Origin of the sequence: Paracoccus sp. TRP (assembly GCF_000185925.1) — a bacterium.
GTDB lineage: Bacteria > Pseudomonadota > Alphaproteobacteria > Rhodobacterales > Rhodobacteraceae > Paracoccus > Paracoccus kondratievae.
Map to the genome: position 1 here is coordinate 130,509 of NZ_AEPN01000001.1, position 15,712 is coordinate 146,220.

The 15,712-nt window shown below is 63.0% G+C and carries 18 protein-coding genes; 7 read left to right on the forward strand and 11 right to left on the reverse strand.

Going from position 1 to position 15,712, the window contains the following annotated elements:
• Positions 1-48 precede the first annotated feature (48 nt).
• Positions 49-1,677 carry a DUF4139 domain-containing protein gene (locus PARACOCCUSGL_RS0100590; protein ID WP_010391987.1) on the forward strand — a complete coding sequence of 543 codons (1,629 nt, stop codon included), beginning with the start codon at positions 49-51 and terminating at the stop codon, positions 1,675-1,677.
• 578 nt (positions 1,678-2,255) lie between these two features.
• On the opposite strand, the gene PARACOCCUSGL_RS0100600 is transcribed toward PARACOCCUSGL_RS0100590, so the two are convergent.
• The 3 genes from PARACOCCUSGL_RS0100600 to PARACOCCUSGL_RS0100610 all read right to left on the reverse strand — a co-directional run bounded on the left by PARACOCCUSGL_RS0100600 (position 2,256) and on the right by PARACOCCUSGL_RS0100610 (position 6,017).
• On the reverse strand, positions 2,256-2,903 hold the full coding sequence (locus tag PARACOCCUSGL_RS0100600) for a 5'-methylthioadenosine/S-adenosylhomocysteine nucleosidase (protein WP_010391989.1): 648 nt from the start codon (positions 2,901-2,903) through the stop codon (positions 2,256-2,258).
• A 93-nt stretch (positions 2,904-2,996) separates the two neighbouring features.
• Positions 2,997-4,595 carry a PAS-domain containing protein gene (locus PARACOCCUSGL_RS0100605; protein ID WP_010391992.1) on the reverse strand — a complete coding sequence of 533 codons (1,599 nt, stop codon included), beginning with the start codon at positions 4,593-4,595 and terminating at the stop codon, positions 2,997-2,999.
• A 78-nt stretch (positions 4,596-4,673) separates the two neighbouring features.
• The gene (locus PARACOCCUSGL_RS0100610) at positions 4,674-6,017 is read right to left on the reverse strand and encodes an ActS/PrrB/RegB family redox-sensitive histidine kinase (protein ID WP_010391994.1); all 1,344 of its coding nucleotides are present in this window, start codon (positions 6,015-6,017) and stop codon (positions 4,674-4,676) included.
• Positions 6,018-6,109: 92 nt separating this feature from the next.
• Between PARACOCCUSGL_RS0100610 and PARACOCCUSGL_RS0100615 the strand changes: the two genes are divergently transcribed.
• The 3 genes from PARACOCCUSGL_RS0100615 to PARACOCCUSGL_RS0100625 all read left to right on the forward strand — a co-directional run bounded on the left by PARACOCCUSGL_RS0100615 (position 6,110) and on the right by PARACOCCUSGL_RS0100625 (position 7,738).
• Positions 6,110-6,769, forward strand: a complete 660-nt coding sequence (locus tag PARACOCCUSGL_RS0100615; protein WP_010391996.1) for an SCO family protein — start codon at positions 6,110-6,112, stop codon at positions 6,767-6,769.
• Between the two features lie 30 nt (positions 6,770-6,799).
• Positions 6,800-7,348, forward strand: a complete 549-nt coding sequence (locus PARACOCCUSGL_RS0100620; RefSeq protein ID WP_010391997.1) for an ActR/PrrA/RegA family redox response regulator transcription factor — start codon at positions 6,800-6,802, stop codon at positions 7,346-7,348.
• A gap of 81 nt (positions 7,349-7,429) precedes the next feature.
• Positions 7,430-7,738, forward strand: a complete 309-nt coding sequence (locus PARACOCCUSGL_RS0100625; RefSeq protein ID WP_029371213.1) for an H-NS family nucleoid-associated regulatory protein — start codon at positions 7,430-7,432, stop codon at positions 7,736-7,738.
• Positions 7,739-7,780: 42 nt separating this feature from the next.
• On the opposite strand, the gene PARACOCCUSGL_RS0100630 is transcribed toward PARACOCCUSGL_RS0100625, so the two are convergent.
• The 3 genes from PARACOCCUSGL_RS0100630 to PARACOCCUSGL_RS0100640 form a co-directional block, all read right to left on the reverse strand.
• The gene (locus PARACOCCUSGL_RS0100630) at positions 7,781-8,386 is read right to left on the reverse strand and encodes an HD domain-containing protein (RefSeq protein ID WP_029371215.1); all 606 of its coding nucleotides are present in this window, start codon (positions 8,384-8,386) and stop codon (positions 7,781-7,783) included.
• Between the two features lie 119 nt (positions 8,387-8,505).
• Entirely contained in the window at positions 8,506-9,042 is a 537-nt protein-coding gene (secB, locus tag PARACOCCUSGL_RS0100635) for a protein-export chaperone SecB (protein WP_010392003.1), read from the reverse strand.
• 50 nt (positions 9,043-9,092) lie between these two features.
• Positions 9,093-9,653 (reverse strand): FxsA family protein, encoded by a 561-nt coding sequence (locus tag PARACOCCUSGL_RS0100640; protein WP_010392005.1) that lies wholly within the window; start codon positions 9,651-9,653, stop codon positions 9,093-9,095.
• Positions 9,654-9,762: 109 nt separating this feature from the next.
• On the opposite strand from PARACOCCUSGL_RS0100640, the gene PARACOCCUSGL_RS0100645 reads away from it, so the two are divergent.
• A complete protein-coding gene (locus PARACOCCUSGL_RS0100645) occupies positions 9,763-10,419 on the forward strand; it encodes a Tim44/TimA family putative adaptor protein (protein WP_010392009.1) in 657 nt (218 codons plus the stop codon).
• Between the two features lie 3 nt (positions 10,420-10,422).
• Positions 10,423-11,040 carry a Smr/MutS family protein gene (locus tag PARACOCCUSGL_RS0100650; RefSeq protein WP_010392010.1) on the forward strand — a complete coding sequence of 206 codons (618 nt, stop codon included), beginning with the start codon at positions 10,423-10,425 and terminating at the stop codon, positions 11,038-11,040.
• On the opposite strand, the gene PARACOCCUSGL_RS0100655 is transcribed toward PARACOCCUSGL_RS0100650, so the two are convergent.
• The 4 genes from PARACOCCUSGL_RS0100655 to hslV form a co-directional block, all read right to left on the reverse strand.
• Positions 11,037-12,110 (reverse strand): alpha/beta hydrolase, encoded by a 1,074-nt coding sequence (locus PARACOCCUSGL_RS0100655; RefSeq protein WP_010392012.1) that lies wholly within the window; start codon positions 12,108-12,110, stop codon positions 11,037-11,039. The genes PARACOCCUSGL_RS0100650 and PARACOCCUSGL_RS0100655 overlap by 4 nt on opposite strands.
• Positions 12,111-12,170: 60 nt before the next feature.
• Positions 12,171-12,347 (reverse strand): PLDc N-terminal domain-containing protein, encoded by a 177-nt coding sequence (locus tag PARACOCCUSGL_RS21325; protein ID WP_010392014.1) that lies wholly within the window; start codon positions 12,345-12,347, stop codon positions 12,171-12,173.
• Positions 12,348-12,403: 56 nt separating this feature from the next.
• Positions 12,404-13,708, reverse strand: coding sequence for an ATP-dependent protease ATPase subunit HslU (hslU, locus tag PARACOCCUSGL_RS0100665; protein WP_010392016.1), 1,305 nt, complete (start codon positions 13,706-13,708; stop codon positions 12,404-12,406).
• A gap of 65 nt (positions 13,709-13,773) precedes the next feature.
• Positions 13,774-14,328, reverse strand: a complete 555-nt coding sequence (gene hslV / locus PARACOCCUSGL_RS0100670) for an ATP-dependent protease subunit HslV (RefSeq protein WP_010392018.1) — start codon at positions 14,326-14,328, stop codon at positions 13,774-13,776.
• A gap of 101 nt (positions 14,329-14,429) precedes the next feature.
• On the opposite strand from hslV, the gene PARACOCCUSGL_RS0100675 reads away from it, so the two are divergent.
• The gene (locus PARACOCCUSGL_RS0100675) at positions 14,430-15,350 is read left to right on the forward strand and encodes a hypothetical protein (protein WP_010392020.1); all 921 of its coding nucleotides are present in this window, start codon (positions 14,430-14,432) and stop codon (positions 15,348-15,350) included.
• A 4-nt stretch (positions 15,351-15,354) separates the two neighbouring features.
• Here PARACOCCUSGL_RS0100675 and trxA read toward each other — a convergent pair whose 3' ends face one another.
• Positions 15,355-15,678 carry a thioredoxin gene (gene trxA, locus PARACOCCUSGL_RS0100680; RefSeq protein ID WP_010392022.1) on the reverse strand — a complete coding sequence of 108 codons (324 nt, stop codon included), beginning with the start codon at positions 15,676-15,678 and terminating at the stop codon, positions 15,355-15,357.
• Positions 15,679-15,712: the final 34 nt, after the last annotated feature.

The window sequence follows — 15,712 nt, forward strand, 5'->3', positions numbered from 1 at the left end:
TCCCACGGCGCTTGCAGACCCTGACCGGATTCACGACGAGGGAAATTGATGCGCCATCTGTTGCTTTCCACCGCCATTCTTGCCGCCGGCCCGGCCTTTGCCGACCGGATCGAGGCAACTGCCCGCGTCACTGACGTCACCGTCTATCCGTGGGGTGCAAGCGTTACGCGCGAAGCCAGCCTTGATCTGCCCGACGGAGCGCATGAACTGGTCATCCCCGGCATTCCCGAAGGGATCGATCCCGCCAGCCTGCGCGTCACCGCCAAAGGCGCGGTGATTGGCGCGACCGGCTTTCAGCAGGAACGCGCGCTGCCCGAAACTCCCGCGAAATCCCCCGAACTGCGCGAGGCAGAGCAAGAGGTCCGCCGCCTCAAATCCGCACTCGCCGAACGCGACGCCAGCGTGGCCGGAATCAAGGCCCGTGCCGAAGCCGCAGAAGACACCATCGAATTCCTGATGAAGCTTGCCGAATCCGACACCGTCGGTGCCACGGACATCACCACCCTGGCAAATACGGTTGGCGAGCAACTTTTGCAGGCCCGCCAAACCGCGATTCGTGCCGAGCTGGAGGCCGAGACCGCCGAGGCCGGGCGCGAGGATCTGGAAGAAGAGCTGGCCCGCGCCGAGGCCCGGCTTGAGGCTTTGCGCGGTACGGATTCCGGTCGCGGCGCGCTGGTCATCGCAGTGCAGGGGCAGGGCCAGCCCGCCCGTATCCGCATCACAAGCCTGACTGACGAGGCAAGCTGGTCGCCGGTCTATGACCTTTGGCTGCAGCGCAAGGAAAAGACGCTGCGGCTGGATCGCGGGCTGGTCGTCCGGCAGGAAACCGGCGAGGATTGGCTGGGCGCGCATCTGCTGCTTTCCACCGCGCGGCCTATGGATCAATCGGCACCGAGCGAGCTTTACCCTTCGTTCCCACGCCTCGAAGGTCAGGACAGAAAGCTCTACAGCCGTTCAGGTGAACCGATGGCAGAAATGGCCATGGATGCGACTGCAGAGGCCGCCCCCCTCGCCCGAGGTAGGATCGCCGGCACCGCGCTGATGGGGATGCTGGGCGAAACAGTGGTCTATGACTACCCGGCGCCGGTAACGCTGCGCGATGGGGCCGACGCGCTGCGCCTGCCGCTCGATTCCCACGATCTGACGCCCAGGATCCTTGCCGAAGCCGTCCCGCGGCGCGACAGCACCGCCTATCTGGTCGCCGACACGGTTAACTCGACCGGCGCCATCATCCTGCCGGGACAGGCGACCTTCTATGCCGACGGCGCCATGGTCGGACGCAGCGCACTTGAGCTGACCGCCGCCGGCGACGATATGAAACTGGGCTTCGGTCCGCTGACCGGCATCAAGCTGGAACGGCGCATTCCCGACGAGGTCGAGGGCAATCGCGGGCTGATCTCAAAATCCTCTGAGCGGCGCGAAACCGCGATCTTGCAGATCCGCAACCTGACCGCCGAGGCATGGCCGCTGCGGGTGATCGATCAGGTTCCAGTTTCGACCCAGGAGGCTTTGCGCATCGACTGGTCCGCCAAGCCCGAACCGGATGAGACCGACCCTGATGGCAAGCGCGGGCTTTTGGTCTGGAACGGCGAGATCAAGGCAGGTGAGACACAGCAGATCACCCTGACCACCGCGCTACGCTGGCCCGAAGGGCAGGCGCTGGTCGGCGGCGAGTGACGCGTCCGTCCCGCGATCAATACCGGGGCGAAATCGCCCCGGCCGGCTGATCGGGTTTTGCTGCCTTAGCCGACCGTAGTTGCTATGCAGAAACTTACCAATGGCGCCCGGGGCCGGAAATCAGATGGTCGGTGACCGCTCTTGAACAGGCATAAGGCCAGTCCAGGGCAATGGCTTCCTCACTAGTTTCAACGGTACAGCCTTTTTCTGCAAACGCAGGACAAATTCCCGAAGGGGGTCAGAATCAGCATGCCAGGAACGGGAAACCGGCATCCGCAGCCAGAGCATGCGGATCAAGATCGCCCCCGGTTTTGGGGTTCTGACAGGTCAAAACCTTTCCGGTTAGGCGGATACCCGGCTGGCGCTACTGGCCCAGGTGGTATGCCGGAGCATGCCTGGCTGGCGCAGCCTTTTCCCCGCAAACCCCTCCGCGAGGGAGGTCATGGACCGCAAGCGCCCACCTTTGCCTTTTATTGCCGGACCAGGGTTGTGTGACCCACCGCCTCAGCTAAAGGATGCCAAGATTGGCAGCGTCATATCGGGCACGTCTTTGATGATCACATTGCCCGATGCTGCGGTCAGCCGCATTCCAGCAGCAGGTCGCCCCTTTCCAGTGCCTCGCTAAGGCGGTCCACCGCTTCAGCCAGCCGCTCATCGACCAGATGCAGATACTGTGTCCAGTCCGACAGGTGCGACAGCTCTTCGGCCCCGTCCGAAACGCCGCGCAGCCCAATCAGCGGGATGTTGAAACGCTGACAGGCGCGCAGCACAGCATAGGTTTCCATATCGACCATATCCGCATGGATATCGTCATAGGCAGCACCGCTGACAACGCTTGCCCCGGTCGCAAGGCTCGCCTCGGCAATGCCCGGGATGCGCAGCGCCAGATCGATGCGCCCCGGCAGACCCAGCAGCGGCGTTTCGCCCCGTGGGAAGCCCAGTGCCGAGGCATCCATGTCGCGATATTCCAGCGATGAGACCTGATATATGCCAAGCTGCTCAAGCCGCCGCGATCCGGCTGAGCCGAGCGAGACCACCAGTTCGGGCAACTCACCCTGCAGTGACAGCTGCGTCAGGGCCGCTGTCAGCGCCACTGCCGCCTCGACCGGGCCAACACCCGTCATCAACGGCCTGATCCGCGCCCGCAGATGCGGACCGTATTCGCTATCGACCGCCATGACGAAAAGCACACGCCGCCCGGCGACAAGATCGGGGCTGGTCGTCATGACCGCCCGGATTGACGAGACATCCACCCTGTCATCAATCGCTCCCTGAATATTTCGGACAAGGAAGCGCGGACCGGCCGAAAGGGCAAGATATCACCCGGTCACCATACGCCGTTCCTTGGCCTTTTCCGCAGGCTTAAGGTTGGTCGCAGCCCCGTGGATAGTTTCGTGCCCCAAAGGCAGGCTGGGCATCGACGCAGCAAAGCAAAGCAGCAACCGCCCGCCCGACAGGCCGCGCAACTCCCAGGACAGCAGCCCGCCAGCAGGGCCTGCCATAGCCCCGTGCAGAGGCTCGTCAAGCAGGGCAGAATCCAGCGCCTCGCGCAGGGTGGCAAGGCCGGGGCTGGCACCGCAGGCAGCCGACCAGACCGCGACATGATCCGTCAGGGTGGTCGGAATCGCCTTGCCCCAAAGTTCGGCATAGCGGCGGTTCGACAGCAGCAGCGCGCCATTGCCGGAAAACACCGCCATCGCATCCTCGATCGCGTCCAAGACCTCGGCCCCAAGCGACAGGTCAGCCCGGAACTTGCGGGTCAGCGAGATTTCCGAGGTGATATCCTCAAACAGGAAGGCCACCGCGCCGTCGGGATGCGGGCGCCCGGTAACGCGATAGGTCTGACCACCGGGCAGAGACCACATTTCGACATGGTGGCCGGTAGATGCGGCAGCCTCAAGGCTGTTCATCTGATTGCGCCAGCTGCGGTAATCCTTGGGCTCAGGCACCATCCGCGCCTCGCGCAGGCGGTCCAGAAAGGCGTAAAGCGTCGGACGCGCGGTCAGAAAGCCGGTGGCAAGCCCGGTCAGATCGATCAATGCCGGGTTGAAAAGTTGCAGATTGCGATCACGGTCAAAGATAGCAAGCCCTATGGGCAGATCTGCAAAGGTCTTGGTCAGCGTCTGGACGAATTCGCGCAAAGAGCGCTCGGCGCGCACCGCAGCATCCGCAGGCAGGGCGATGGCCACAGTCTGATCAGACATTTCATGCAGATAACAATCATACCAGCGGCTTTGCCCACCCGCATCAACCTGCACCCGTCGCGCCGAACCCGGGCTGCTGGTACTGGCCTGCGCTGGCCGTGCGGACAGATCAATGAGCTGCGGCAGCGGCCAGGCCACATGTCCCTGCGCGTCAACCAGCCCCAGATAGGCCGAGTTCGCCCATGTTACCTGTCCCTGCCGGTCCTCGCGCCAGGCAAGCATCGGCGAATGATCCATAGTGCTGCGCAGGGTCTCAAGCTCTTGCTCCATCGCACGGAGTGTCAGGGAGTCGACCAGAATTCCTGCGTTTTCCGCCGCAAGATCGGCAAGCGTCAGACGCATGAACCCCTCTCCCAGATCCTCGATCAGCAGGCGCAAGGGACTTTCGCTCTCATGTTCACACAGTTCATGGCGCGCGGCACTGCCCAGATCTGGTAAACGCGCCGCAAACTCTGGCAGGCGCATACCAAGCCATGCGGTCAGGCGCTGCCAGTCGCCCTCACCCGGCAAAGTTGCAAGCAACGCCCGGGCCGGTGGTGTCGCATCGACCAGTGCGGTACCGCAGAACAGGAAAACAATAGGCTCGATTTCCCGTTCCAGCTGGCCTGCGCGCCGGGCCTTTTCGCCTTGCCGGTCCAGCAGCCGGATCAACGCCAGTGCCAGCAGCACCGCCAGCGCCGCCGCCAGGAAGGCGATAAGGAAATGCACGACCATGGCAAAGCATCCCTGAGCAAGACCAACGCTTACAGCCTGAAGCGGATACTTTAAAAAGTGGTTAACGCTATTTGAAAATTATGAGCGAATTTCAGGATTTGGCCCCAAAGCCGCCCGATTTTCAGCCTCGATCATCTCGCGCGGCCAGGTCACCACGACTTGGGCACCGCCTTGGGGGGCGTTGGCAAAGTTCAGCCACGCACCAGAGCGTTCCAACAGCGCCTTGGCAATAAAGAGGCCCAACCCCATCCCCTCGTAGCTGCGCCCGTCCTCGGCCCGGGGGCGGGTGGTCAGAAACGGGCTGCCAATGCGCGGCAGCAGCCCCGAGGGGAAGCCGGGACCGTCATCGACGATCCGCACCCAGATATTGCGACGGTCGGCCCCGGTCTCAATCGTCACCCGGCCCGAGGCGAAATCGACAGCATTCTGGATCAGGTTGCGCAGGCCGTGGATCACCGCGGCGTCGCGCTGGACAATCAGCCGCTCGGGCGCGGGCAGGATCGAGATCTCGGCCCCGCGATCCTGGTGGGGCGAGGCTGCCTCGGCCAGAACCTCGGTCAGGGGTGCTGACCGAATCAGCAGGTCATCGCGCCCCGCACCGCCCATCGAGTTCAGAATGTCCCGGCAACGATCCGCGGACTGGCGGACCAGAGCGACGTCCTCGGCCAGATCCTCACGATCAGGCAGGGCGTCGGCAAGCTCGTTGGCAAGCTCGGCGCTGACCAGCTTGATGGTGGCCAGGGGCGTTCCCAGCTCATGCGCGGCTGCGGCGACGACACCGCCCAGATGTTGCAGCTTTTGTTCCCGCTCCAGTGCCAGACGGGCAGCGAACAGCGCGTCCGAGGTGGCATTGACCTCACCCGCAACCAGACGGGCATAGGCCGAGAAAAACACCGCGCCGATGACAATGGCGAACCAGTGCCCGACCAGAAGTGGCTCGCGCAGCGCCACCAGCCCCTGCGGTCCAAAGGTCAGCGGCTGGGCAAAAATCGCAGCCAGAGTGACCATAAGGAAAGTGGCAATCCCCAGCGCCAGCAGGTGCCGAGGCGGCAGAGCCGTTGCAGCAATCGTCACCGGGGCCAGCAACAGCAGGGCAAACGGGTTCGCAAGCCCCCCGGTCAGTGCAAGCAAGGTCGCAACCTGCGCCAGATCAAAGCCCAGCTGCCAGGCGGCCTCGCGCGCCGGGATGCGTCGGCCCGGACGCGCCATCAGCATCACGTTCAGCGCCACGGCCAGCCCGATCACCAAGAGAACCCCAAGCAGGGGAAAGCCCGCGCCGATCACCAGCGCGGCGCCAACGGCGGCAAGCTGTCCGGCAATGGCCACCCAGCGCAGCAGGATCAGTGTACGCAGGCGGATCGGTTCGGGCGCGGGCTGTCCGGGGAACAGGTCGATGCGGCGAGAGACAAGGCCGAGGGGCACGTCGGGTCTTTCTACTTGAGACAGGGTTTCGCATTGATAGCCACGGCAGAATGGGCGATCAATGCGCCGCACAGCCGCAAAGGTGCGTCACGATGACGAGCAAAGACCGCAGAATCCTGATCTTTGGCAGCCTGATTGCGGGAATTTTGCTTGTCGCCGGCGCGTTCTGGCTTTCTCCGGGTCGGGCTGATCCCTTTGCCGTTTGCCGTAAAGGCACGGTCTCTGGTGATTTTGGCGGGTTGGGCGGGTCATTTGAACTGACCGATCAAAACGGGCAGCGTGTCAGCGACGGGCAGGTGCTGGCAGAACCCGCACTGCTTTATTTCGGCTATACCTATTGCCCCGATGTCTGCCCGCTAGACAATGCGCGCAATGCCGAGACGGTTTCGATCCTTGATCAACAGGGCATCGCGGTCAGGCCGGTCTTTATCTCTGTCGATCCCGGGCGCGACACGCCCGAGGTGCTGAAAGGCTTCGCCCAGGCCATGCATCCACGGATGATCGGGCTGACCGGGACCCCCGATGAAATCGCAAAGGTCGCAAAATCCTGGCGCAGCTATTACATGGTGAATGATCAGGACGATCCGGAAAACTATCTCGTGGACCATACCACCAGCACTTACCTGATCATTCCCGCCGCCGGGACGGTCGAAATCTTTGGCCGCGACATTCCGGCGCAAGAGGTTGCAGACCGCTCTGCCTGTTTCGTTACCGTAGCGGCAGAGTTTGACCGATCCGGAAAAACCCCCTAATCAACACACAGCGTTCAAAGGCGAGCAAATATGGCAGAGGATTACGCAATCGGACCCGACCCCAGTCTGCTTCTGGTCGATGACGACGAGATCTTTCTGAACCGTCTGGCGCGCGCCATGGAAAAACGTGGCTTTAACGTCATTCGCGCCGCCTCGGTCGCCGAGGCCCGCGCCGCAGTCGCTGAACGCGCCCCGGCCTATGCGGTGGTCGATCTGCGGCTGGAAGATGGCTACGGGCTGGATGTCGTCGATGCCCTGCGCGAGGCCCGCGAAGACGCCCGCATCGTCGTTCTGACCGGCTACGGCGCGATCGCCACAGCCGTGGCGGCGGTCAAAATGGGCGCGACCGATTACCTGTCAAAACCTGCTGATGCCGATGATGTGACCCGCGCGCTGCTGTCGCGGAATGAGACGCTGCCGCCCCCGCCCGAAACCCCCATGTCTGCTGATCGGGTGCGCTGGGAGCATATTCAGCGCGTTTACGAACAATGTGATCGTAATGTCAGCGAGACGGCAAGGCGGCTGCATATGCATCGCCGGACCCTACAAAGAATTTTGGCAAAGCGCAGCCCACGTTAATAGCAGAGGCCTGAAAAAGATTGCATTCCAATGCAGAATGCAAATATTGAGGCACACAAACTGCAGAATAAGGATAAACGTATGAGCATCGATCTGGACGCCCTGTCCTTACGCGAGCTTCGGGACCTGCGGAATAAGCTTGATCGCGCTATTTCGACTTTTGAAGACCGTCGCAAGCGTGAAGCTTTGGCCGCAGCCGAGAGTGCTGCCCGGGAATTTGGCTTTAACCTGGCCGAGTTGACCGTTGCCAAGCAAGCACGCGGCAAAGTCGCACCCAAATACGCGAACCCCGAGGATCCGTCCCAGACCTGGACCGGCCGCGGACGCAAGCCCCGCTGGGTACAAGAAGCTCTGGACGCAGGTAAAAATCTGAAAGATATGGAAATCTAGGCCGTTACTGTATTCTCCATGCGGTGACTTGCTTTATGTTTATTAGTATTTGTCTAATTCTGTTATGAGTTCGGAAAAGCGGCGTAGAAACGCGTTGCGGGTTTCCAGTGGTGGACGCAAACGTATTTCCAGCCCTTGTACAATTTCTGGTTGTGGAACTGGAAATAACCGATCTGCTTCTGCCCTGGAAAACCCGGCAATCTGAATGGCTTCCAGCCAGGCCGAAATCCGGTCGGCACGCTTTATTGCGCGCTTAACCGGGGCGGGTAATTGCGCGGGTAAACCAAAGCGGCGATGAATTGCCGCCGTCAAACGCGCATCCATTTCTCCATATTCACTGCCAAGCGCGGCTTTTACCGGGGAGATCATGTCCCCAATCACATATTCCGGTGCATCGTGCAGCAGTGCGGCCAAACGCCAGCGCGGATCGCATCCGGGATTTATGCGGTCGTGGATCTCCACGACCAACAGTGAATGTTCGGCCACCGTATAAGCCCAGTCGCCCCGGGTCTGCCCGTTCCAGCGCGCGACAAAGGCTAAACCATGGGCAATGTCGCCGATCTCGATATCGACCGGGGTCGGGTCCAGAAGATCCAGCCGCCGCCCTGACAGCATCCTCTGCCAGGCCCGTTTTGTGCCTTTTGTCATGCTGCGCTCCGTCTTTTTTGCAATGGGCAGGGCCGTCAGGCCCACGCCAGACATGCAAAGGGTCTGCGGTCAGGAAACCGCAGACCCCAAGGGACCAGTCTCACTTAGAAGTGAACGGTTCAGGACAGCGGCTGATCGGCAGGACGCTGGTCCTGCATGCGCCGGGCAATTTCCTGCCGGTACAACGTCACGAAATCCACCGGGTCCATGTTAAAGGGCGGGAAGCCACCGTCACGCGTCACGTCCGAAACGATGCGTCGCACATAGGGGAACATCAGCCGCGGGCATTCGATCATCAGGAACGGATGCAACTGGTCCTCGGGCACGCCCTCGACCAGAAAGATCCCGCCATAATCCAGTTCGCACAGAAACAGCGGCGACTTGTCCTTGGCGTTCGAGGACTGCACGCGGAATTTGCTGATCACTTCGTACTGGTTGTCGGCCGGGCGCTTGCGGGCGTCCAGGCTGACCTGCACGCTGATCTCGGGCTGGACCTCGCCCGAGGGCAGACCCTTTTGCGCAACCACATTCTCAAAGGACAGGTCGCGGACATATTGCGTCAGGATCTGCAGGCGCACCGCTGGCTGCTGGCCCGCATTCTGCCCGGGGTTCTGGGCATCGGGCGCGCCAGCGCCGTTGTTGTTTTCGTCGCTCATCAAGTTCTCCTCGGATCTTGAGGCGGTTCTAGCACCGCCCGGCCCGCCACTCAATGCCGGGTCCAGCCCGAGTTGCCGGGTTTCCCGCCGGTCCCGCTTTGATCGGTCAGACCCTCGCGCACCGGGGCTGGCGGGTCGTCCTGAACCGAATATTCGCCGTCGATCACGCCATCCTCGCGCCCGCCCCGACCGGGCCGAAAACCCGCCGGATAATCGGTGCCGAAATCAGCGCCGCTTTGGCTATAGTGCAGCCCCATACCCGAGACCTGAACACGTGAGGCCATCTGTCGCAGGATCAGACTGCGCACCGGCGGGATCAGCAGCAACAGTCCAAGCATGCTGGTGAAAAGCCCGGGCACCACCAGAAGCATGCCGCCGATCATCACCAGCGCACCATGGGCCATAGGCCGGCCGGGCGCGCGAAATTCTTGCATCGCACGTTGCAGATCCATCGCAGCACGCGTGCTTTGCCAGCGCATCACTGCCACCCCCAAAAACGCCGAGCCGATGACCAGCGCGATGGCTGGCAGGACGCCGATCGCGCCTCCGACCTGGATGAACAGCGCGATTTCGATGATCGGCAAAACCACGAATGGCAAGAACAGCCACATAAAGCCTTATCCTCCGGCAGCTTCTCTTTCCGGCGTCAACTGGACTTGGGCCGGTCTCCACCCTACATAAGCATGCAAACCGCCGTTACAAAGCTCGTTAGGTCCGTTGATGTCGAACCCCCTGCTGCAACTGATCGTCCTGGCGGCGATTGCCGTGTTCCTGATCCTGCGTCTAAGGGGGGTCCTGGGCACACGAGATGGATTCGAACCGCCACGCGTGCCCGAAGAACCGGCGCAGCGCAGCCGGTTCGACGTTATCGACGGCACAGCCGAACCGGGTGACAGCGACATCGCCGATCACGCCGAACCGGGCAGCCCCACCGCCAGGGCTTTGGCCGAGATGAAGCGGCTTGAACCCGATTTTGCCGTTGGCCCGTTCCTGTCCGGCGCAAAAGCTGCCTATGAAATGATCCTGATGGCCTTTGAACGCGGCGACCTGTCCGAGGTCCGCGCCTTTCTCGCCCCCGAGATCGCGCAGGCCTTTGATGCGGTGATCGAGGATCGCAAATCGCGCGGCCTGACCACCGAGGCGCAGTTCCTTGGCACCCGCGAAACCGCGCTTGCAGCGGCCGAGTTCACGCAGGCGACCGGCATGGCCGAGCTTTCGGTGCGCTTCGTCGGCGAAATGATCGTCGCCACCCGCGATGCCGAAGGCAATGTGGTCGAAGGCGATCCCAAGGCTGCCCGCAAACAGCGCGACACCTGGACCTTTGCCCGCCGCATGGGTCAGGATGATCCGAACTGGCAGCTTATTGCCACGGCCTGAACCATGAAGCGGCGGCGGGGACTTTCGACCGAGGACAAGGTCCTGTGGTCCCGCGTCGCCGCCAGCGTCGATCCATTGCACCCCGGGGGCAGGCATCCCGCACCAGCGGATGATCCGCCCCCGGCACTGACCCCGACAAAGATGGCGCCCTCGCGGCAGGCGGCCGAGCCGGTGCCGCCGCCCTCGCTAGCCGGACTGCGGCTTGGCAACCGCAAGGATGCCGCCTCGACCCGCATCGACCTGTCCCCCTTGCCGAATGAGGCGCTGGACGCCCAGCCCCTGCGCATGGATCACAAGACCCATCGCCAGATGACGCGCGGCAAGCTGTCGCCCGAAGCGCGGATCGACCTGCATGGCATGACACTGGCCGTCGCCCAGCCGGTGCTGACCCGCTTTATCATGCAGGCGCGGGCAGACGGATTACGGCTGGTTCTGGTCATCACCGGCAAGGGACGGGCAGGCGGGCCGGATGCGCCGCTGCCGGTCAGGCCCGGGGCCCTGCGCCACAATGTGCCGCATTGGCTGCATATGCCGCCACTAAGCACAGCCGTGCTGCAGGTCCGTCCAGCGCATCGCCGCCACGGCGGTGAAGGCGCCTATTACGTTTATCTGCGCCGCTAGAAAGCGGGCGAGATCACGATCTGGGCCGCACGCTCGGCATGCAGCGTGGCGCGGGTCAGCGGCCCCAGCCCGCCCGAGGCATCGAGCGAGAATTTCTGGTTCAGCTCTTGCGCCTGCGACAGGATCTGCAACAGTGCCGGAGAGGTGGCGACGTTGAAATGCCCGTCTCCGGTCGAAAAGGCACCGACATCGACCAGTGTCACCGGCAGATCCGCCACCGGCGCCGCATCGGTCAGACTGCCCAGCCGCACCTCTTCGGCCGAGATCAGCGCCGAAAGGCTAAGCGCCCGATCCCGCCCCGAGGTAAAGATGACAAAGGGTTGCGGCAGCCGCCCGATCGCTTTGGCCTGCATCCGGAACAGGTCGACGTTGATATCGGGCGACAGCAGCACCACCCCGCCGATACGGTCAAGCGTCTGACGTTTGCCGCCGATGGCCATCTGGCGCAGGCTCTCCATCAGCAGCGCAGCACCCATCGAATGTGCCACCAGAATGACCTTGCCGGCACCCGCATCAGTGGCGATGTCGATGCTGCTTTCCAGTGCATCGCGGGAATAAAGGATGGTTTCGCGATCTGCCGCATAGGCCAGCGGCTGCCCGCGTGATGGCCATGAGAAATGCAGCGGCACTCCGGGCAGGCTCAGGTCATGTTCAAGCTGGGCAAAGCGATAAAGCCCCTCGGCAAAGGTATTGTTGTAACCATGAACGAACAGGACTACGTCGCGGTCGCCTGCGGGCCGCGCGGCGATGGCATGGCGCAGATCGGCGCGGAAATCCCGGGGGCGGGGATAGCGCACAAATTCTGAAACCAGAAAGTCGCGTCGGGGATCGGGCCTTGCCCCCCTGCGGGGATAGGTGATCGAGCCGGGCTGGCGCTCGGGCGGGACCGAGACATCGACGCGGCCAAAGCTTACCTGCTCCTGACCACGGCCATCGGGGGTGCGGTTGGTAGCGATATAGATGCGCTCGACATGACCGACCCCCGCCGCCTCGGGGGCGATGGTGATATCACCCCGTGGCGCACAAGCCGCGAGCAACAAGATAAGCGAAAACAGGATCCGCGCCGACATATCCCCCGCCTTTCAGACTTGCGGGGGACAATGCCATGCCGCGACGCGGCGGGAAAGTCCTCAGCCGTAATTCGCCTTGGGACCCGCCAGCCACCAGATGATCAACCCGACCACGGGCAGGATAGCCACCAGCGCGATCCAGATCAGCTTGGTCGTCGTGGTTTCATTCGTGTTGATGATCGAGGCAATGGCCCAGACATCCAGCGCGAAGATGATGAATCCGAAGACATATCCCATAAGCGTTCCCCACCGTTGCGTCATCTGCACAACGGTGGGAAAGGCGTCAGGGTTCCCTAAAGCACATAGCGAGACAGGTCGGTCGAACGCGCCAGATCGCCCAGATGCTTTTCGACAAAGGCTTCATCGACCACCACCGTCTCGCCCGAGCGGTCGGGGGCGCTGAAGGACAGCTCTTCGAACACCCGCTCCATCACCGTGTAAAGGCGGCGGGCACCGATGTTCTCGACCGAGCTGTTCACCTCGGCAGCGATCCGGGCAAGCGCACGAATGCCATCATCGGTAAACTGGACCGTCACCCCCTCGGTCGCCATCAGGCCCGTGTATTGCCGGGTCAGGGCGTTGTCGGTCTCGGTCAGGATGCGGATAAAGTCCTCTTCGGTCAGGGCCCGCAGCTCGACCCGGATCGGCAGGCGGCCCTGAAGTTCGGGCAGCAGGTCCGATGGCTTGGCGATGTGGAAAGCGCCGCTGGTGATGAACAGGATGTGATCCGTCCTGACCGGGCCGTATTTTGTGGAAACCGTGGTCCCCTCGATCAGCGGCAGCAGGTCGCGCTGCACCCCCTCGCGCGAGACATCGCCGCCCCTTGCATCGGTACGCGCGGCGACCTTGTCGATCTCATCAATAAAGACGATGCCGTTTTCCTGCACCGCCTCAAGCGCGGCGGCGCGGACCACCTCGTCATCCAAAAGCTTGTCTGCCTCTTCCGCGATCAACAGTTCATAACTTTCCGCGACGGTGATCTTGCGGCGAACCTGCCGGCCGCCGAAAGCCTTGAAAAGACCTGACAGATCCATCATCCCGCCCATGGCACCGGGCTGGCCGGGGATCTCCATCATGCCCAGGGGGTTCGAGCTGTCGCGCAGCTCAAGCTCGATCACCTTGTCGTCCAGCTCACCACGTTTCAGCTTTTCGCGGAACATCTCGCGGGTCTGCTCGCGGGCGCCTTCGCCGGCAAGGGCGGCAACAACGCGGTCCTCAGCCGATTTATGGGCGCGGGCCTTGACCTGTTCGCGCATGCGCTCCCGCGTCTCGATGATCGCGGCATCGGTCAGGTCGCGGATGATCTGTTCGACGTCGCGGCCGACATAGCCGACCTCGGTGAACTTGGTCGCCTCGACCTTCAGGAAAGGGGCGCGGGCCAGCTTGGCAAGGCGGCGACTGATCTCGGTCTTACCGACACCGGTCGGGCCGATCATCAGGATGTTCTTGGGATAGACCTCGTCGCGCAGATCGTCGCCAAGCTGCCGCCGCCGCCAGCGGTTGCGCAGCGCCACGGCCACGGCGCGCTTGGCGTCCCTTTGCCCGATGATGAAGCGATCCAGCTCCGAGACAATCTCGCGCGGCGTCAAGTCACTCATGCTCTACCTTTCCTGTCAGGGGCTACCGGCGGCCATCCTGTTTCCTGCTCACGGGCGGCGGGGCGTCAGCCCAGCACCTCGACCGTCAGATTTCCGTTGGTGTAGACGCAGATATCGGCGGCAATCGCCATCGCCTTGCGCGCGACAGCCTCGGCATCCAGGTCGCTTTCCATCAGCCCCCGCGCAGCGGCAAGGGCAAAGTTCCCGCCCGAACCGATGGCCGCCACGTCATGTTCAGGCTCAAGCACGTCGCCCGCGCCGGTGACGACGAAAATATCCTTGCCATCGGTCACGATCAGCATGGCCTCAAGATTGCGCAGGTATTTGTCCATGCGCCAGTCCTTGGCCAGATCGACACAGGCGCGGGCCAGTTGCCCGGGCGCCGCCTCAAGCTTCTTTTCCAGCCGTTCCAGCAGGGTAAAGGCATCGGCGGTGGAACCGGCAAAACCAACGACAACGTCATGCCCGCCCGGGTTTAGCCGGCGCACCTTGCGTGCCGTGCCCTTCATGACCGTCTGGCCAACGCTGACCTGCCCGTCCCCGGCGACGACGACACGGCCATTGCGCCGCACCGCCAGAATCGTGGTTCCGTGCCAGCCGGGAAATTTGTCTTCGGACATGCCTATCTCCGATCTCAGCCCTGCCGCGTCAGATATGGGTCCATGGCCGCTTTCGCAACCCGCCCCTTCCACAGCGCCGCGCGGGCCGATAGCTTGCCGGCATGACCAAAGCGCCAATCCTGCGTGTCTATCTGGAAGGTTCGATGCTGCGATCGGCCCGGGCAGGCAGCTTTAACTTCATGGCCGTTCTGCGCCGCGCGGTCGAAGGCGCGGGCTGGCAGGTCGAATGGCACGAAACCGGCCATATGGCGCGGATGGCGGCCCCCCTGCGGGGCGGATATGCGCTGTTTCACATGGAGGCCCCCACGCATGAGCGGGCGCTGACCTTTCGCCGCGCCTATCACTATCCGTTCTGGCAGATCGAGCCGGTGCAGCAGCGCTGGCGCTTTCAGGTCGCAAAACGCAGCTACGACCCCGCAACCGTCGATCCCGAGGCAGCGCACACCTTTGCCGAGCGGCTGCGCACAAGGGTCCTGCCCGGGCCGCCGCCGCAGCGGGGCAAGACAGTGCTGGTGCCGCTACAGGGCCACATCCGCCGCTGCCGGTCATTCCAGAGCACGAGCCCGGTCGAGATGCTTGATGCCGTTGCTGCCACCGGGCGCCCGACCGTCGCCACCCTGCACCCAAGAGAGATCTATGACGACGCCGACCATGCCGCGCTGGACCAGCTTGCTGCGCGCTACCCCAACCTGAAAATCGGCGGCGACACGATGCGGATCTTGCGCGACTGCGCCTTTGTCGCGACGCAAAACAGCGCTGTCGCTTTTGACGGCTATCTGCTGGGCAAGCCTGCGGTCCTGTTCGGGCAGATCGACTTTCACCACATCGGCCTGAATGTCGCCGATCTGGGCGTGGCAGAGGCACTGGCCCGCGCCGAGACACATGCCCCGGATTTCGACCGCTACCTGTTCTGGTTTCTTCAGGAAAATTCGATCAATGCCTCGCGGCCCGATGCAGGGGCGCGGATCATTGATGCAATGCGCAGGGGCGGCTGGCCTATCGGCACCGCCCCCGACGCGTAAAGGATCAGATCGACTCGTCGATCCAGGCTTTCAGCGCAGCTTTAGGCGCAGCGCCGATCTTGTTCGAAACGACTTGCCCGTCCTTGAACAGGAAAAGCGCCGGAATACCGCGCACGCCAAGGGCGGCGGGGCTTTCGGGGTTCTCGTCCACGTTGATTTTGACGATTTTCACACGGCCTTCGTATTCGGCTGCCAGCTCTTCCAGCGAGGGGCCGATCTGGCGGCAAGGCCCGCACCATTCGGCCCAGAAATCGACCACGACAGGGGTCGAGGACTGACGGACTTCGCTGTCGAATTCGGCGTCGGTAACGGCTTGAGTGTTGGCCATAGGGCTCTCCTGCAATGTGCCGGCTGGCACCGGC

What these genes read in the sequence shown, in the direction of transcription:
- PARACOCCUSGL_RS0100615 (WP_010391996.1), top strand. Translation starts at nt 6,110, where the DNA reads ATGACGAGCAAAGACCGCAGAATCCTGATCTTTGGCAGCCTGATTGCG.
- PARACOCCUSGL_RS0100675 (WP_010392020.1), top strand. Translation starts at nt 14,430, where the DNA reads ATGACCAAAGCGCCAATCCTGCGTGTCTATCTGGAAGGTTCGATGCTG.
- PARACOCCUSGL_RS0100630 (WP_029371215.1), bottom strand. Translation starts at nt 8,386, where the DNA reads ATGACAAAAGGCACAAAACGGGCCTGGCAGAGGATGCTGTCAGGGCGG.
- PARACOCCUSGL_RS0100640 (WP_010392005.1), bottom strand. Translation starts at nt 9,653, where the DNA reads ATGTGGCTGTTCTTGCCATTCGTGGTTTTGCCGATCATCGAAATCGCG.
- PARACOCCUSGL_RS0100625 (WP_029371213.1), top strand. Translation starts at nt 7,430, where the DNA reads ATGAGCATCGATCTGGACGCCCTGTCCTTACGCGAGCTTCGGGACCTG.
- PARACOCCUSGL_RS0100590 (WP_010391987.1), top strand. Translation starts at nt 49, where the DNA reads ATGCGCCATCTGTTGCTTTCCACCGCCATTCTTGCCGCCGGCCCGGCC.
- secB (WP_010392003.1), bottom strand. Translation starts at nt 9,042, where the DNA reads ATGAGCGACGAAAACAACAACGGCGCTGGCGCGCCCGATGCCCAGAAC.
- PARACOCCUSGL_RS0100620 (WP_010391997.1), top strand. Translation starts at nt 6,800, where the DNA reads ATGGCAGAGGATTACGCAATCGGACCCGACCCCAGTCTGCTTCTGGTC.
- PARACOCCUSGL_RS0100600 (WP_010391989.1), bottom strand. Translation starts at nt 2,903, where the DNA reads ATGACGACCAGCCCCGATCTTGTCGCCGGGCGGCGTGTGCTTTTCGTC.
- PARACOCCUSGL_RS0100645 (WP_010392009.1), top strand. Translation starts at nt 9,763, where the DNA reads ATGTCGAACCCCCTGCTGCAACTGATCGTCCTGGCGGCGATTGCCGTG.
- PARACOCCUSGL_RS21325 (WP_010392014.1), bottom strand. Translation starts at nt 12,347, where the DNA reads ATGGGATATGTCTTCGGATTCATCATCTTCGCGCTGGATGTCTGGGCC.
- PARACOCCUSGL_RS0100605 (WP_010391992.1), bottom strand. Translation starts at nt 4,595, where the DNA reads ATGGTCGTGCATTTCCTTATCGCCTTCCTGGCGGCGGCGCTGGCGGTG.
- hslV (WP_010392018.1), bottom strand. Translation starts at nt 14,328, where the DNA reads ATGTCCGAAGACAAATTTCCCGGCTGGCACGGAACCACGATTCTGGCG.
- PARACOCCUSGL_RS0100655 (WP_010392012.1), bottom strand. Translation starts at nt 12,110, where the DNA reads ATGTCGGCGCGGATCCTGTTTTCGCTTATCTTGTTGCTCGCGGCTTGT.
- trxA (WP_010392022.1), bottom strand. Translation starts at nt 15,678, where the DNA reads ATGGCCAACACTCAAGCCGTTACCGACGCCGAATTCGACAGCGAAGTC.
- PARACOCCUSGL_RS0100650 (WP_010392010.1), top strand. Translation starts at nt 10,423, where the DNA reads ATGAAGCGGCGGCGGGGACTTTCGACCGAGGACAAGGTCCTGTGGTCC.
- hslU (WP_010392016.1), bottom strand. Translation starts at nt 13,708, where the DNA reads ATGAGTGACTTGACGCCGCGCGAGATTGTCTCGGAGCTGGATCGCTTC.